General features: G+C 61.5%; 14 protein-coding genes and 8 pseudogenes. 7 read left to right on the forward strand and 15 right to left on the reverse strand.

Annotated elements, in window-relative coordinates; all coding sequences use genetic code 11:
- The first annotated feature begins 332 nt into the window (after positions 1–332).
- Positions 333–1,853, forward strand: a complete 1,521-nt coding sequence (locus DUT91_RS16970; protein WP_114441704.1) for a protein adenylyltransferase SelO — start codon at positions 333–335, stop codon at positions 1,851–1,853.
- 56 nt (positions 1,854–1,909) lie between these two features.
- Here the strand turns inward: DUT91_RS16970 and DUT91_RS25550 are convergent, their stop codons facing one another.
- From DUT91_RS25550 to DUT91_RS16975, 3 genes are all read right to left on the reverse strand, one after another.
- The gene (locus DUT91_RS25550) at positions 1,910–2,098 is read right to left on the reverse strand and encodes a hypothetical protein (RefSeq protein ID WP_147272199.1); all 189 of its coding nucleotides are present in this window, start codon (positions 2,096–2,098) and stop codon (positions 1,910–1,912) included.
- 132 nt (positions 2,099–2,230) lie between these two features.
- Entirely contained in the window at positions 2,231–2,398 is a 168-nt protein-coding gene (locus DUT91_RS26200) for a hypothetical protein (RefSeq protein WP_200835011.1), read from the reverse strand.
- Between the two features lie 174 nt (positions 2,399–2,572).
- Positions 2,573–2,980, reverse strand: a complete 408-nt coding sequence (locus DUT91_RS16975; protein WP_114441705.1) for a rhodanese-like domain-containing protein — start codon at positions 2,978–2,980, stop codon at positions 2,573–2,575.
- 90 nt (positions 2,981–3,070) lie between these two features.
- Between DUT91_RS16975 and ftrA the strand changes: the two genes are divergently transcribed.
- Positions 3,071–4,078 (forward strand): transcriptional regulator FtrA, encoded by a 1,008-nt coding sequence (gene ftrA / locus DUT91_RS16980; RefSeq protein ID WP_114441706.1) that lies wholly within the window; start codon positions 3,071–3,073, stop codon positions 4,076–4,078.
- A gap of 416 nt (positions 4,079–4,494) precedes the next feature.
- Positions 4,495–4,649, forward strand: a pseudogene (locus tag DUT91_RS27455) (IS91 family transposase); the annotation flags it as partial.
- 236 nt (positions 4,650–4,885) lie between these two features.
- Here DUT91_RS27455 and DUT91_RS27460 read toward each other — a convergent pair.
- Both DUT91_RS27460 and DUT91_RS16995 read right to left on the reverse strand, forming a co-directional pair.
- Positions 4,886–5,561, reverse strand: a pseudogene (locus DUT91_RS27460) (cupin domain-containing protein).
- A 2-nt stretch (positions 5,562–5,563) separates the two neighbouring features.
- The gene (locus DUT91_RS16995) at positions 5,564–5,668 is read right to left on the reverse strand and encodes a hypothetical protein (RefSeq protein WP_245419772.1); all 105 of its coding nucleotides are present in this window, start codon (positions 5,666–5,668) and stop codon (positions 5,564–5,566) included.
- Positions 5,669–5,754: 86 nt separating this feature from the next.
- On the opposite strand from DUT91_RS16995, the gene DUT91_RS17000 reads away from it, so the two are divergent.
- Positions 5,755–6,513, forward strand: coding sequence for an SDR family NAD(P)-dependent oxidoreductase (locus DUT91_RS17000; RefSeq protein WP_114441709.1), 759 nt, complete (start codon positions 5,755–5,757; stop codon positions 6,511–6,513).
- A gap of 156 nt (positions 6,514–6,669) precedes the next feature.
- Here the strand turns inward: DUT91_RS17000 and DUT91_RS17005 are convergent.
- The 5 genes and pseudogenes from DUT91_RS17005 to DUT91_RS17025 all read right to left on the reverse strand — a co-directional run.
- Positions 6,670–7,133: pseudogene (locus tag DUT91_RS17005) on the reverse strand (alpha/beta fold hydrolase); the annotation flags it as partial.
- A gap of 24 nt (positions 7,134–7,157) precedes the next feature.
- Positions 7,158–8,159, reverse strand: a pseudogene (locus DUT91_RS17010) (NADP-dependent oxidoreductase).
- Positions 8,160–8,218: 59 nt separating this feature from the next.
- Positions 8,219–8,671: a DUF2147 domain-containing protein gene (locus tag DUT91_RS17015; RefSeq protein WP_114441710.1), complete on the reverse strand. Its 453-nt coding sequence runs from the start codon at positions 8,669–8,671 to the stop codon at positions 8,219–8,221.
- A gap of 72 nt (positions 8,672–8,743) precedes the next feature.
- Positions 8,744–9,838 carry an alkene reductase gene (locus DUT91_RS17020; protein ID WP_114441711.1) on the reverse strand — a complete coding sequence of 365 codons (1,095 nt, stop codon included), beginning with the start codon at positions 9,836–9,838 and terminating at the stop codon, positions 8,744–8,746.
- 61 nt (positions 9,839–9,899) lie between these two features.
- Positions 9,900–10,688: an SDR family NAD(P)-dependent oxidoreductase gene (locus DUT91_RS17025; protein WP_114441861.1), complete on the reverse strand. Its 789-nt coding sequence runs from the start codon at positions 10,686–10,688 to the stop codon at positions 9,900–9,902.
- A 110-nt stretch (positions 10,689–10,798) separates the two neighbouring features.
- Between DUT91_RS17025 and DUT91_RS17030 the strand changes: the two genes are divergently transcribed.
- Positions 10,799–11,362, forward strand: a complete 564-nt coding sequence (locus tag DUT91_RS17030) for a TetR/AcrR family transcriptional regulator (RefSeq protein WP_114441712.1) — start codon at positions 10,799–10,801, stop codon at positions 11,360–11,362.
- Between the two features lie 295 nt (positions 11,363–11,657).
- Here the strand turns inward: DUT91_RS17030 and DUT91_RS27285 are convergent.
- Positions 11,658–11,873, reverse strand: a pseudogene (locus tag DUT91_RS27285) (AAA family ATPase); the annotation flags it as partial.
- A 261-nt stretch (positions 11,874–12,134) separates the two neighbouring features.
- Positions 12,135–12,524: pseudogene (locus tag DUT91_RS17040) on the reverse strand (MFS transporter); the annotation flags it as partial.
- A 100-nt stretch (positions 12,525–12,624) separates the two neighbouring features.
- Between DUT91_RS17040 and DUT91_RS26645 the strand changes: the two are divergent.
- A pseudogene (locus DUT91_RS26645) lies at positions 12,625–12,753 on the forward strand (alpha/beta fold hydrolase); the annotation flags it as partial.
- 25 nt (positions 12,754–12,778) lie between these two features.
- Here the strand turns inward: DUT91_RS26645 and DUT91_RS17050 are convergent.
- From DUT91_RS17050 to DUT91_RS27465, 3 genes and pseudogenes are all read right to left on the reverse strand, one after another.
- A pseudogene (locus tag DUT91_RS17050) lies at positions 12,779–13,522 on the reverse strand (IS66 family transposase); the annotation flags it as partial.
- Positions 13,523–13,594: 72 nt separating this feature from the next.
- Entirely contained in the window at positions 13,595–13,942 is a 348-nt protein-coding gene (gene tnpB, locus DUT91_RS17055) for an IS66 family insertion sequence element accessory protein TnpB (protein ID WP_114441713.1), read from the reverse strand.
- 130 nt (positions 13,943–14,072) lie between these two features.
- Positions 14,073–14,228: a transposase gene (locus DUT91_RS27465; protein ID WP_425373811.1), complete on the reverse strand. Its 156-nt coding sequence runs from the start codon at positions 14,226–14,228 to the stop codon at positions 14,073–14,075.
- Here DUT91_RS27465 and DUT91_RS26650 point away from each other — a divergent pair.
- Positions 14,175–14,324 carry a hypothetical protein gene (locus DUT91_RS26650; protein WP_245419773.1) on the forward strand — a complete coding sequence of 50 codons (150 nt, stop codon included), beginning with the start codon at positions 14,175–14,177 and terminating at the stop codon, positions 14,322–14,324. The genes DUT91_RS27465 and DUT91_RS26650 overlap by 54 nt on opposite strands.
- Positions 14,325–14,352: the final 28 nt, after the last annotated feature.

Consider the following 14,352-nt stretch of genomic DNA (forward strand, 5'->3'; position numbering starts at 1 on the left):
AGCCTCGCCGTCGACGCCGTCGAGAGCGGCCGCGAATGCATCACGATGAATCGATCGAGAACTGGGAGCCGGAATTCGATGCCGAGGCGGCATTCGCGTGACGGTGAATACATCGCACCGGCAGTGCCGGTTGTGTTCCCACAATACCCCGATTAACTGCCAAACGACACAAGGGGAGACGATTTGCTATACGCCCGCGATCATGGCGGCGCTATGTTCTTTATGGCAAAGCTGCTTTGACGAGAGGTAAAGGCAGTCACGCTTCCAGCATCGGCTCGATCTTCGTGAAGGTCCGGCTTGCGCCGCAGACAACCCGGCCCTACCTATGAACTATGAGCTCCGCCCTGCAGAAAAACCGGCCCGGTGCGGCCTTTCCGTTCGACAACAGTTATGTCGGTTTGCCCCCACGCTTCTTTGCGGCGCAAGCGCCGACTGCGGTGGCTGAGCCCTGGCTGATCAAGCTCAACGAGGCGCTCGCCGCCGAACTCGGGCTCGACGTCGAGACCTTGCGCCGCGACGGCGCGGCGATCTTTTCCGGCAATCTCGTTCCCGAAGGAGCCGAACCGCTGGCGATGGCCTATGCGGGGCATCAGTTCGGCGGTTTCTCGCCGCAGCTCGGCGACGGCCGGGCGATCCTGCTCGGCGAAGTCGTCGACCGCAGTGGTAAACGCTACGATATTCAGCTGAAGGGCACCGGGCCGACGCCGTTTTCGCGTCGCGGCGATGGCCGGGCGGCACTCGGCCCGGTGCTCAGGGAATATATCATCAGCGAGGCGATGTTTGCGCTCGGCATTCCGGCGACGCGGGCGCTGGCGGCGGTGACGACAGGCGAGCCGGTCTATCGCGAAAAGGTGCTGCCGGGCGCGGTCTTCACCCGCGTCGCGGCAAGTCACATCCGCGTCGGCACGTTCCAATACTTCGCAGCCAGGGGCGACACCGACGGCGTGCGGGCTCTGGCCGACTATGTGATCGACCGGCATTATCCCGCGCTGAAAGAGGCCGAGACCCCCTATCTCGCGCTATTCGAAGCGGTCTGCGAACGGCAGGCGGCGCTGATTGCCCGCTGGCTGCATGTCGGCTTCATCCATGGCGTGATGAACACCGACAATATGACCGTCTCCGGCGAGACGATCGATTTCGGCCCCTGCGCCTTTATGGACGCTTACGATCCGGCGACCGTCTTCTCGTCGATAGACCAGCACGGGCGTTACGCCTATGCCAACCAGCCCGCCATCGGCCGGTGGAACCTCGCAAGGCTCGGCGAAACGCTGTTGCCGCTGATCGATGCCGAGCCGGACGGCGCGGTCGACAAGGCGAATGCAGTGATCAAGAGTTACGGCGAACGGTTCCAGGCGCATTGGCTGGTCGGCATGCGCGAAAAGATTGGCATTGCCGGCAAAGAGGACGGCGATCTCGACCTGGTGCAGGCGCTGCTGACGCTGATGCAGACGCAGGGTGCCGATTTCACCCTGACCTTCCGGCGGCTATCGGATCTTGCCAGCGACAACGCCACAGAGTCCGAATTTGCGGCAGGTTTCCGCGAGCCGGACGCCTGCGGCACCTGGCTTGCGCAGTGGCGCGAGCGGCTGTCGCGCGATCCGCAGACGGCGACGGCGACGGCGACGGCGACGGAGCGCGCCATTGCCATGCGGCGCGTCAACCCGGCCTTCATTCCGCGCAATCACCGGGTCGAACAGGCGATCGAGGCCGCGGTCGAAAACGGTGATTTCTCGCTGTTCGAGTCGCTGCTGGCCGTGCTGTCGAAGCCCTATAACGACCAGCCTGGCTTTGCCGCCTATATGCAACCGCCGAAGCCCAACGAGCGGGTGCTTGCGACCTTCTGCGGAACGTGACAGCCGGTATACCGGCACTGAAGCACCATCCGCCCGTTGCCGGATCGATATCCGGTTCAAGCCGAGATGGATGCGCGAGCCGCCATTACCGCGTTGAAATTTCCAGCATGGGAACTATTTGCTGCACCGGTGGTTGCCAACGCTCTTGCGAGGGACCGCCGATAAAGAAAAATAACATCCTGATCACCGCTGGCGCAGTGATCGTCCTGATCTTCATTCTCCTGTTTTTCACCGGCATCGGCCAAGACGAACCTCAAATCACTGGACAGTCATCCCCGCACGCGCTCGCTAAATCCCAGCAGTGAGTAGGAACCGCCATGGCTATCACAGCAGATCTTCTTCATCATCATCGGGCTCACTCTTGGCGGCGGCGGGCTCTAGCTCGTCACGCTCGGCGGCAGCATCTTCTGTCTGTTCGCCGGGCTGATGTTCCTGACTACCGCCGGGCTGCTGCTGATGCGCAAGGCGGTGGCGCTCTGGGTCTCTTCGTAATCCTCGGAAAAACGCTCGCGCGAGAGAAAGAGCTTTAGCGCATTCTGCGCCACTGGCTTGATCCGCTCAGCGCATCCCGACTGAAAGACTCCAATTAAGTGCCAAGTGAGAACACGTCAAAAAAGGTCAGAAACTTCTTGCCAAACGGGCGGCAACCACAGAAGCGCCAAGCGACACCCTGTTCGAACAGGGCGTGGTCCTGAATGAGACGCAGAAGGCGCGGACCGTCATGGCTCACAGGCCTCGTCCGTAGCAAGCTCAAAGCCCTCGTCCAGCCAACCGGTAATGCCACCGGCCATGATTTTCACCGGACGGCCGAGTTCCGCAAGGCGCAGTGCGCCGCGAGCGGCCCCGTTGCAATGCGGCCCCGCGCAATAGGTGACAAACAGCGTATCATCGGGCCAAGCTGCCAGTTTCGAACGAACGATCTTGCCATGCGGCAGGTTGAGCGCTCCAGGAACATGGCCCTTAGCGAACATCTGCGGACTGCGGACGTCGAGCAGAACGAAATCGGCGCCCCTGCAGAGCGCGTCATGGACGTCCCAACAGTCAGTCTCAAAGGTGAATTCAGCGGCAAAATGCTGACGGGCGACATCGCTCGGGGCGGCAGAGATTTCGGTAACGGCGGACTTCATTGTGGGCTCCAGTTTTCAAGATCACGCCACGATATGGCCGCCACGGCCTTTGTGTTGCAATTGGCGTAAATGACAATATAAGTAAGGATCATGCCAACCATCTCGAACAATCCCGACCGCATTCAAACCACCGGTCCCCTGGCCGTCGCGCTGCTTTATGACGGACTCTGCACTTTCGAGTTCGGCATCGCAGCCGAGGTCTTCGGGCTTTACCGCCCCGAGATGGGACCAGGCTGGTATCGGTTCGCAAGTTGTGCGATCGAGGAGGGTCCGCTGCGCGCCCATGGCGGCTTCGTGCTCCAGCCCGGCCGCGGGCCGGATCTGATCGCTGAGGCGGATATCGTCGTCGTCCCAGGTTGGAAGGGGGCGCAAGTTTCCGTGCCGGAGACGCTTTGCGGTCAGCTTCGTGCCGCGCATGCACGCGGGGCGCGGCTCATGTCGATCTGCTCGGGAGCCTTCGTACTGGCTGCGACGGGCTTACTTGACGGTGGCACCGCCGCTACCCATTGGCGCTATGCCGAAGCGCTGCGGGCCCGCTTTCCGAAAGTGCGCGTCGACGCGAACTCACTTTATCGTGGCCATGATCGGATATTCACCTCGGCGGGCAGTGCGGCCGGGATTGATCTGCTGATCGATATCGTACGACAGGATTTCGGCCCCGAGGCCGCGAATTCGGTCGCCCGGCGCCTGGTGGTGCCAGGGCACCGCTCAGGCGGACAGGCGCAGTTTTTGGAACGTCCTGTTCCCGTTCGCCCGGGCGGAGAGATCGCGCCATTGCTGGACCGGATGCGCGAAAATCTGGAGCGGAACTGGACGACGGACGTCATGGCCCGTGAATGCAAGATGAGTCTGCGGACTTTCTTGCGCCGCTTCCACGAGGCAACTGGCCGCAGTCCTGGCGACTGGCTAATCGAAGAGCGAGTCGAGGCCGCCAAAGCGCTATTGTGCGAACGCCTTCGTAGCATCGAAACCATTTCTGCCGCCGTAGGCTTTGGTTCGGCCCATGCGCTGCGCTACCATTTCCGCAGGAAAGCGGGCCTGACGCCGACCGGATACAGGTCCCGCTTCATACCTGTCGGGGTTCCAGAACTCACGTAGCTCAGCGTCCGCATTCGCTTATTCGCTTTTTCGAGCCATTCATGATTCATGATGCCGGACGCCAACGATAGAGCGCTGGGCCGCACTTTGCCGTCTACAGGGGCTAGTCAACCGCTGTTTCGTGGCAAAACCGGCCAAAACTCCCTATCGTGGGAAAGTTGTCATTGTCGCTTAGTAACCCGCCCGAACGCTTAAGGTAGCCGCGCCTGTTCTCGCTCTCTCCTGAGACACCTTGCCTGTCTGCATATCCGTATCACTGCTAGTGGCGTTTTATCAGCGATTGTTTCGCAGCCCATGTCTCATATTCCCGGAGGAGATCCTCGACTACCGACCACTGCGGATATTTGCTCCGCAAGAGTTCATCGTGCTGGTTGCCCTGGGGACGATGCGGCCCTCCCGCTGCTCGATCTGCGAGGGTGTCGTTGCGTCCGGCCCTCCTCCTTCCGGTCAGGGTGCTCGGCGGGTTGTTCCGACGCCTGTTTCTCAGCCCCATGATCGCGCGGTACGATGTGGGACGCTCGCGTTCTTCGGCGCCCTTACACCTCTCGCCGATAGCAACGCGGGATGCCGATAGCAGTGAGTTCAGCCGTGCGTACCTCACCGCGCTGACGAGCCAGGGCGACCGCACGTTCTCTCAGCGTAGGCTTAGGCCCCCCGGGGCAAGTCGCAGGGCCTCGGCGCGGTCTCGGTCACGTTTTCGCTGTCTGGGCGTCTGTGGCACATTCGGGAGACCGACTTTGATCCCACACAGTCCTGAAATCGACGATTACGACTTTCTGCCTGTAATCGCTAAAGACCCAATGTCGCCTAGAAAGCGCATACGTCCGGGTGCAAAAGCGGCCCCCGCTTCATCCAGATAAATGCGTCCTGTTCTCCGACTTGTGCGCGAAGATCCATGCCGGCCGGCAAACGTGCCCAATCCTGCTGATTCATTGTCGCACCTTCGAGAAGGAAACTTCCGGAGACCGAGAGAAGTTCCAAACTCGCGGGATTGTCGACCGTGATGGCGCTGTTCGCACGCCATTCCTCAAGCCGCACTTCTTCATGTCCATCATCGAACAGGACCGTGGCCATGGTTGCTCCAGCCCGTGTCGCGACCAGCTTGCCCTGACCTGGGGGACGAACGGTCTGTACGCTATCGGCAGCACGGAACTGCCATAGCCTCACAAAGATGGTGCAGCCTCCCTGTGACGCGGGCGCATGGGAGGTACCCGGCGGATTGCGGACATAGCTGCCGGCCGGGGTAGTCGCCGCCCTCATCTTGAAACACACCATCGAGAACCAGGAACTCTTCGCCTCCGCTGTGGACGTGACGGGCGAAAGCGCTGCCTGGAACGTAGCGGACGATGGAGGTGGCGCGCGCCTTTTCATCGCCGATGCGGAACAGCATCCGGCGCTCGACACCGGGCGCCGGGCTTTGCATCCAATCCTGCAGCGACGCGTGAACGATGGCGGAGCGAGAAAGGTCGTCGTTGATGCGCATGGTCAAAGCTCCGCAAGACCGCCATCGACGTTGATCTCGGTCCCCAGCAGGTACCGAGAATCGTCGCCGGCATGGAACGCAACTGCCGCGGCTATCTCTTCCGGCATGCCCATCCGTCCGGCCGGAACCTTCGCGGCCAACTTCTCAGCATAGGCTCTGAAGTCCTCCTCGGTCTGGCCCGGCGAAGCGAGCCCTGATCACCGGCGCGTCCAGTGGCATGGGTCTCGAATACGCAGAACTCTTGGCAGCGCAGAAGGTGAATCTCGTGCTCGCGGCCCGGCGCAGGGAGCCGATGGAAAAGCTCGCTGCAGAGCTTCGCCAGAAATATGGTGTCGAGGTCGTTGTCGAACCGATCGATCTTGCAGTCCCCGGTGCTGCCGCTCATTTGAAAGGCAGTCTGGACGACCAGTCACTGGAGATCGATATTCTGGTGAACAATGCTGGCTACGGGTTGCACGGGGACTTTCTGGATACCCCGCTGGAGCGTACCAGCGATATGATACAGCTCAATATCACGGCGGTGACGGAACTGAGCTTTATCTTCGGGCAGGATATGGCAGCCCGTGGGGCCGGACAGATTCTCCTCATAGCGAGCATTCTGTCATTCCAGCCTGTTCCTGGGTTCTCCGCCTATGCCGCTACGAAGTCTTACGTCCTTTCCTTTGGTGAAGCGCTGCACGACGAGCTGCGCCCTCGCGGCGTAACTGTCACCTGCCTTTGCCCGGGCCACACAGAAACAGGATTTGATGCAGCCGCCAGCGCGCCGGTGTCACCAGTGCTGCGTTTTCTGACGATGAAGCCTCGACCGACCGCCGCAACCGGTCTGCGGGCGCTTGCGAAAGGAAAAGCGTCCGTCCTCCCAGGGTTCATGAACAACATCATTGTATTTTCAAATCGCCTGACACCACGTTCGATGCAGCGCGCCGTCATGAAAAGCGTTACGGGGGGATAGAATTGCAGTCGGCCGGCAACCGACGCGTCCGTTGCCGGCTTGTTGATCTTGGCGGCCAGTGTGCATTTTCGGAAAGATCGGCATCCGGATGACAACGCGAATGCCGCGCTATCACCATACCGTATATCTGTGCCCCCTTCTTTAATGTTCGGGGGCCTTGATGATGAGCGGCCATGACACGGGACCGACCCGTTCGATCCCGGTCCCACCCGCAGGACCCGTGCCGGCAAGGATGGCGCGGCGGACGAGATCGGGCGCAACGAACAGGATCTGCTGCGCGACGAAGCCGCCGAGCGAGAAAGCCGATCAGGTCGATCGACTTCAGTCCCAGCGCACCGATTGCAGCGATCGTGTCGTTCGCCATTTCGGCGACGCTGAGCGGCGCTGTGCCGCCGGACGCGCCGATCCCCCGATAGTCGAGCGCATAGACCGGCCGATCCGCCGCCAATCCCTCAACGATGGGGATCGAAATTGTCAAGGTTCGCGCCCCAATGGTTGAGCAGCAGCACCGGCACGCCAGTATCGGGCCCGAGGCGGCGATATGCGAAGCGCGTGCCGGCAGCCTCGACGTGGCGAGTCGCTGCAGTCTTCCAGTCGGCGTTACGGGTGTAGGTAGCCATGATCGTAATCTTTGGTGGAGCGCGTCACTTGAGCGTGACGACGACCTTCCCCTTGGCGCGACCTGTCTCGATATAGGCAAAGGCCTCGTTCAGCTTTTCGAATGGGAACACACGATCGACCACCGGGCGGATGGTGCCGTCTTCGATCAGCTTCGTGATATGGCCGAGTTGCTCGCCGTCGGCGCGCATGAAGAGGAAAGAATAGTTGACCCCCACGCGCTTCGCCTTGCGCCGGATACCCGCGCTCATCAGGCGCAGCACGAGCCGAAGCACCGCATTCAAGCCCTGGGCGCGTGCGAAGGCGGGGTCGGGCGGACCGGAGATGGAGATCAGCTTGCTGCCAGGCTTCTGGACCTTCAGCGATTTTACCAGGGTGCAGGCGTCGAGGCTGTTGAGGACGACGTCGTAGCCCGACAGCTCTTCTTCGAACTTCTAACTGCGATAGTCGATGATGACATCCGCCCCCAGCGCTTTCACCATGGCGGTATTGGCGGCGCTCGCCGTCGTCGCGACCGTCGCGCCGAGATGCTTGGCAAGCTGAATGGCGAAGGTGCCCACGCCGCCGGAGCCCGCGTGGATGAGGACCTTCTGCCCTTTTCGCAGACCGGCTCGCTCGACCAGCACCTGCCAGGCCGTCAGCCCCACCAGAGGGATGGAAGCTGCTTCCTCCATGCTGAGGTTCTTGGGCTTCAGCGCCAGGTCGGCTTCGTTCACGGCAATGAATTCCGCGAACGTCCCAACCCGGCCATCGCGCGGCCGGGCATAGACCTCGTCGCTCGGCTTGAATCGCCGGACCTTGGACCCGACCCGAACCACGGTTCCGGCCACGTCGTGCCCCAGGATGAAGGGCGGCCGATAGGGCAGGATGAGCTTAAACTCTCCATCCCGGACCTTGGAATCCAGCAGATTGAGCCCGGCCGCATGGATTTCGACCAGGACGTCGTCATCCCGCAGCGCCGGTTCCGGCATTTCGCCGAGGCGCAGCGCGCCCTTCTTCCTGTATCGATCGACGATGAAGGCTCTCATGGCGTTTCTTTCCAAATGATCTGCTCTGGATCGCACAGCCGTCCTGCCGATCCAGACCCTTATTCCTGGCGCAGCCAGATCTGCGAGCGACCGAGCAACGACACGCCAATGTAGCCGCGCACGTTGAGCTTCTTGCCGCCATCGGTCAGGTGAATCTTGCTGCTATAGGTCTTGCCATTATCCGGATCGAGGATCTGGCCGCCTGTATATTCGGCGCCGTCCTGCTTCAGGTCGGACAAGATCACCAGACCGATGACCGGCGCGTTCTTGAGCGCGCCGTCGCATTTCGTGCAGATCGGGCTTTCATTCGGGGCGAGGAAGACCTTTTCGACCTTGCCTTGCAGGACGCCGCCCGTTTCCGTGATCCGGATCAGCGCCCTCGGTTTGCCGCTGACATCGTCGACATTCCTCCACAAGCCGACGGGCGAGGCATTCTGCGCCTGTGCCGCCGGCGAGACGAGCATCGCTCCGAGACTGAGCGCGAGGAAGGCGGACCGATTCAGAACCTGCATGGTGACGATCTCCGAAGGGATGGCGTTCCGCGACCGGCGCAATGCATGCCGCGCCGGTGCGGGCTCGATGGGTCAGGGATTGCTTGCGGCGCTGAGGGCGGGATAGTCGGTGTAGCCGGCCGAGCCGCCGCCATAGAGCGTCGCAGGGTCCAATGCCGCCAGCGGCGCGCGCGTCTTCAGCCGTTCGACAAGGTCGGGATTGGCGATGAACGGCCGGCCGAAGGCGAACAGGTCCGACCTGTCCTCGGCGAGCCGCAATGCCGCCAGCTCGAGGTCGTAGCCGTTGTTGGCGATATAGGTGTTCTTGAAGCGGCGGCGGAGCGAGCCGAAGTCGAACGGCGCGATATCGCGCGGCCCGCCCGTGGCACCCTCGACGACATGGATGTAAGCGATGTCCAAGGCATCCAGTTTATCGACGATATAGTCGAACTGGGCCTGGGGATCGCTGCTCGAGATGCCGTTGGCCGGCGAGACGGGCGAAATGCGGATGCCGGTGCGTTCGGCTCCGATCTCGTTCACGACCGCGGCCGTCACCTCCAGCATCAGCCGGGCGCGGTTCTCGACCGATCCGCCATAGGCATCAGTGCGAACATTAGCGCCGTCCTTGGCGAACTGGTCGAGCAGATAGCCGTTGGCGCCGTGAATCTCGACGCCATCGAAGCCGGCCGCAATGGCGTTCGCGGCCGCCTGTCGGAAGTCGTCCACGATCCTCGGCAACTCGGCAAGTTCCAACGCGCGGGGCCCCGACACGTCGACGAAGCCATTGTTCACGAATGTCTTGGTCTGGGCCCGGATCGCCGAAGGCGCAACCGGTGCCGCCCCGTTCTCCTGGAGATCGATGTGCGAGACGCGGCCGACGTGCCAGAGCTGTAGAAAGATTCGCCCGCCCTTGGCGTGCACGGCGCTCGTGACCTTGCGCCAGCCCTCGATCTGCGCCTGCGAGTAAATGCCGGGCGTGTCCTGATAACCCTGTCCCTGCTGCGAGATCTGCGTCGCCTCAGAGATCAGCAGGCCGGCCGACGCGCGCTGACCATAGTACTCCGCGGCGAGATCGCCTGGAACGAAGCCCGGGCCGGCGCGATTGCGCGTCAGCGGCGCCATGACGATCCGATTGGAGAGGGTCAGCGAGCCGAGAGTATAGGGCTCAAATAGTGTTTTGCTTGTCATAGGTCACCTTTGTTTGTCCCCGCCGTGGCGGGGTCGATTATCGAAATAGCTTCGCCGGGGCTCACGCGATTGTGCGGTACCGCTCGGCGGGATGTTCGTTGCCATAGTTCGGAAGCATGGCCTGGCGCGCGGCCTGAAGCGCATCCCACTGCCCGGCATCGGGAAGGGGTGGAATGGTCACCGGTTCGCGGCGGTCGAAGCCGACCAGCGCCGCATCCACCAGATCGTCCACCTCCATCACGTTCGACAGTGTGTTGACGTCTGCGCCGACGTGGTCCCAGATCTCCGTTCGCGTCGTGGCGGGAAGCACGGCCTGGACGTAAACGCCCTTCGGCGCGAGCTCGAGGCTGAGCCCCTGCGACAGAAACAGAACGAAGGCTTTGGTTGCGCCATAGACCGTCATGCCGAACTCCGGCGCCAGGCCGACCACAGAGCCGATGTTGACGATCGCGCCTTCTCCGGCCTTTGCAAGTCGCGGGGCGATGGCGCTGGCAAGCCGCAGAAGGGCTGTCGTATTGAGTGCGACCAGCCGCGTAACGTCGTCGGTGCTCTGCTCAATGAAGCTGCCGCCGATGGCCGTACCAGCATTGTTGACGAGGATGCCGATGCGGGCGTCGTCGCGCAGTCTTGTCTCTACCGTTGCAAGATCGGCAGGCTGCGTAAGGTCGGCCTTGATGATGTCGATCGCCACGCCAGTCTCCTGGCGCAGGCGAGCCGACAGCGCCTCCATTCGTGCCACGTCGCGGGCAACCAGCACGAGGTCGTGCCCACGGCGCGCGAAGCGCTCTGCATAGGTAGCGCCGATGCCGGTGGAGGCGCCGGTGATGAGGACTGACGGAATGGCGGTCATGGGATTGCTCTCTCTTTGAAATGAACCTATATTCATGACGATCATCATGATTGCAGGTAAATATGATGGCCATCATGTAAATGTCAATGACGCTCGTGGAGAATTTTGAAATGAAGGTCAGTCGAGAGCAGATGGCGGAAAACCGTCGCCGGATCCTGGATGTGGCCAGCCGGCTGTTTCGCGACAAGGGGTTCGACGCGGTCGGCGTGGCGGAGGTGATGAAAGCCGCTGGCCTCACCCATGGCGGCTTCTATGGCCACTTCAGCTCGAAGGACGACCTGATCGCGCAGACCCTTGCCCATGTCCTCGCCGCGGACTCAGGCGGAGGGGGTGATCTTCGCGCTTATGTGCATGCTTATCTTTCGCCCCGTCATCGCGACAACTGCGCCGGTGGGTGCCCGACGGCGGGCCTTGCCGCGGCCGTTCGCCATCAAACCCCGGCTGCACGCTCGGCCATGACGGAAGGCCTTCGCTCCCAGATCGACCGTGCCGTCAAGGCGCTCCCGGAGATAGATGCGGCAGACAGACGCCGCGTGGCGATCGGAAGTTTTGCGGCGATGGTGGGGGCCGTGATCCTCGCCCGAGCGGTAGACGATCCAGCGCTTTCGGATGAAGTGCTGGCGCAGACGCGTGATTGGATCGATGCCGGGATCAGTTCGGCATCTGCCAGCTAAATGGCTCTGTCCGTAGCCCGGAGACGACCGGATCTGGCCTGAGAATCACGGCGTCTACCGCACGGCGAATCGTGATCGAAAAGAGCTGATGCAGGACGAAACATTCCTGCGCGCTCTTGGGCTGGCGGACCCAGGATGCGCTCATCGCTGCTTATCGTGAGGCAAGTCGCAGGGACTGCTTGTGAGGAAGACCCCAATTAACTGCTAAGCGACACCATACATCAGCTGGCACTCTTCTAGACATACACACAGCCGCAGTGGCGACACAATTGCTTCCGCAGCAACGGGCGTCGCGCTATCGATCCAGTCTCACCCTGAGGCGTCGTGCTCGTTCCTTGAACGCCTCCTCCCCTCCCTCAAGGATGTCGCACACCTGCTGGCGCATATCGGCGTCCTCCATACCTCCGGAAAAGTAGGTAATCGGCGGCAGTTCGCCCGGGCCATGCGGGCCAGCGCTCGCAACGATGATCTGGTCCGCATCCGTGTTGATCACGAGATTAGCGTTGTGCGTTGAAAGGCCCCTCTTTAGTGAAACGGCGTTCGAAAGGAATCACCGGTCCTAGCGCTTCCAGCTAAGATGCCCCTCGCCGCGCAGCAGCCGGACGCCTTACCTCCGGCCTCGCGGCTTATTCTGAGACAGGTCAGAAAAGAATTCCGAGGCTGGGTCGACTCCCGAAACGATCAGGTGATCCCGGGCGCGGGTAGTCGACTAGCGCGCTCATGCTCTGTTTGCTACCGTATATCTGTGCCCTTTTAATGTTCAGGGGCCAGAGGAGGCACTCGCGAGCATCGCGGTGCGCTCTGGAACAGATTCCAGCAGTTTCGGCAGCGCCAGTGCAGCGACCATTGAGCCGCCGCCAGAGGCCGCGAGCGCCAATGCCGAAGCCTGTCGGTCAAGCCCGAACGCGGCCTGCACAAAGACGACCGTGTTGACGATCATCAGGGCGCCCGCCGAGGCGACGGCAAGGTTGATCGCGAGCAATCCAGGCAGGCACGGCGTTGCCAGATAGATGCGGAAGCCGCGCATCGTGCGGTCGTAGATGCCACGCGGCTGCGACGGCTTCGGCGCCGGCAGAACCACCACCAGCGCCGCCGAAATCAGGAAGCCGAACACCGTGCCGGCGAACAAATTGTGGAAGGAAGTAAAGGTGAGCAGCGCGGCGTGGCAGGAGCAATTTTCATCGCAGTGATTCCGCGCTCCTTATCATCGAAGGTAGTCAGCGTCCATACGCTATAATACATCAGATAACACAGGTCAGTTATACGCGGAAAATGTTCCCGATTGCCGCTGGGTAGTCTTCAAAGACTCCAGCCATATGCCTCATGTCGAGGAAAGAGCGTCATGCATGGCGACGGTCTCAAGCTTCCTCAAGCAGCATGACGCCGCTTAGCGCCTCAGCCCGGCGATTGTTCTCAACGATGACTTGAAGCGATATGGGCCCTGATCAACAGGACAAGTGGTGTCAGCAATGCGGACACCCGGCCGACCCAGTCGGCCATTACGGATCTGGAGATGTCTATCCCCAACCGGTCGTACATCTCGGACAGGCGGTAGAGAGGAATGTGATCGTCGAATTTGGCGATCATGATATGCGCGAGCAGTCCGGGCCCGGGTTTGCCGCGCTCGATCGGCAAGGTCGGCATCTCGCCAGCTACTGTCGTATCGCATTCCTTGCAGATCATGCGCTTTTCGACATGCCGGACAATCTTGACCGACGCCGGCACGTGCTCCAACACCTGGACCACCCTGTCAGCCGCCTTCAGGAACGAGGTGCTACCGCAGGTCGGGCAATTGCAGGGAGCCGCATAAACCAGTTCTTCGGTGGCGAGACCATCGGGCAGAGACTTGCGCTTCGGCTTCTCGGATGCGTCGTCCAACTCCGGCAGAGGAGTTTTCCCTAAGCGCAGTTCAGCCTCGGCACGAGAGGCCTCGATCTCCTCCAGCATCAGTTCGAACTGCTCTATCTTCCGGTCGATCTTTTCCGAAGAGGCGCCATGCTGCCGATGTCGGAGCAGCTCCAGTTGCGCGCGACGAAGCCCGATTATGGAGTCACGCTTGATGACCTCGGCTTCCTGGCTCTCAAGCTTCGTCGCCTGCTCGGCGACGAGTGCGCGCAAAGCAGTGAGCTCGTCCTGACTGTCCAGCGGCGCTGTTTCCATACCCGAAAATCTAGCCGATTTGCCCCTGACGCGCCAGCATTATGCCTCGGATGTCCCTGCAAAATATAGCTTTTATCCCGTTCGACCGGGAGCAGAAGTCCATGCCGGGCGTCGCCAATCGATCCCCTCAACGAGCATCGAAAGCTGCGCCTGCGTCAGGTGCGCTACGCCCTCTTTCGCCGTCGGCCACGGAAAGTATCCGCGCTCCAAAATCTTGTAGAACAGGCAGAACCCCTGACCGTCCCACCAGAGAAGCTTAATCCGGTCAGCGCGCTTTCCGCGGAAGCCGAAGATCGCGCCCGAGCCCGGCGCCTCCATCACGACCGTTTCGACCAGCGCCGATAGGCCATCAATGCCACGCCGCATATCGGTCACCCCACAGGCCAAATAGACCCGCACATTCCCCGATGGCCCGATCATGCCGCCTCCACGCAAGCGACCAGCGAGGCAAGCAGCTTCAACTCAACGTCAATCGGCACCTTCAAGCACCGACCGTTTCGCAGCAGGATCTCGATAAGCGTTGACCTCGATAGCGTGGTCGGCGCCTGGCTCACCCCCACCTCCTCGGTAATCTCCACTGGAAGGAAGGTCGTCGGTCGATCACATAGCCGAATGAATGCCGCCACAAGCGGATCTGGCCCGGATGAATGTCATGCCGGCGAGCCACTTCACCAATGCGAGCACCGGGTTCATCAGCTTCCGCCAATATCCTGAGCTTCGCCTCGTCCGACCAGCGCCGCCTGCGCTCGGTACCGGACATGATCTCTATGCGAGCCATGAAACCTCTTTGTTCTGGTATTAATGTCAGCACTAATGCTGGTTCTAATGCC

Origin of the sequence: Paramesorhizobium salinisoli (assembly GCF_003335045.1) — a bacterium.
GTDB classification, from domain to species: Bacteria; Pseudomonadota; Alphaproteobacteria; order Rhizobiales; family Rhizobiaceae; genus Paramesorhizobium; species Paramesorhizobium salinisoli.

What these genes read in the sequence shown, in the direction of transcription:
- DUT91_RS16970 (WP_114441704.1), top strand. Translation starts at nt 333, where the DNA reads ATGAGCTCCGCCCTGCAGAAAAACCGGCCCGGTGCGGCCTTTCCGTTC.
- DUT91_RS16975 (WP_114441705.1), bottom strand. Translation starts at nt 2,980, where the DNA reads ATGAAGTCCGCCGTTACCGAAATCTCTGCCGCCCCGAGCGATGTCGCC.
- ftrA (WP_114441706.1), top strand. Translation starts at nt 3,071, where the DNA reads ATGCCAACCATCTCGAACAATCCCGACCGCATTCAAACCACCGGTCCC.
- DUT91_RS16995 (WP_245419772.1), bottom strand. Translation starts at nt 5,668, where the DNA reads ATGCCGGAAGAGATAGCCGCGGCAGTTGCGTTCCATGCCGGCGACGAT.
- DUT91_RS17015 (WP_114441710.1), bottom strand. Translation starts at nt 8,671, where the DNA reads ATGCAGGTTCTGAATCGGTCCGCCTTCCTCGCGCTCAGTCTCGGAGCG.
- DUT91_RS17020 (WP_114441711.1), bottom strand. Translation starts at nt 9,838, where the DNA reads ATGACAAGCAAAACACTATTTGAGCCCTATACTCTCGGCTCGCTGACC.
- DUT91_RS17025 (WP_114441861.1), bottom strand. Translation starts at nt 10,688, where the DNA reads ATGACCGCCATTCCGTCAGTCCTCATCACCGGCGCCTCCACCGGCATC.
- DUT91_RS17030 (WP_114441712.1), top strand. Translation starts at nt 10,799, where the DNA reads ATGAAGGTCAGTCGAGAGCAGATGGCGGAAAACCGTCGCCGGATCCTG.
- tnpB (WP_114441713.1), bottom strand. Translation starts at nt 13,942, where the DNA reads ATGATCGGGCCATCGGGGAATGTGCGGGTCTATTTGGCCTGTGGGGTG.
- DUT91_RS26650 (WP_245419773.1), top strand. Translation starts at nt 14,175, where the DNA reads ATGCCGGCGAGCCACTTCACCAATGCGAGCACCGGGTTCATCAGCTTC.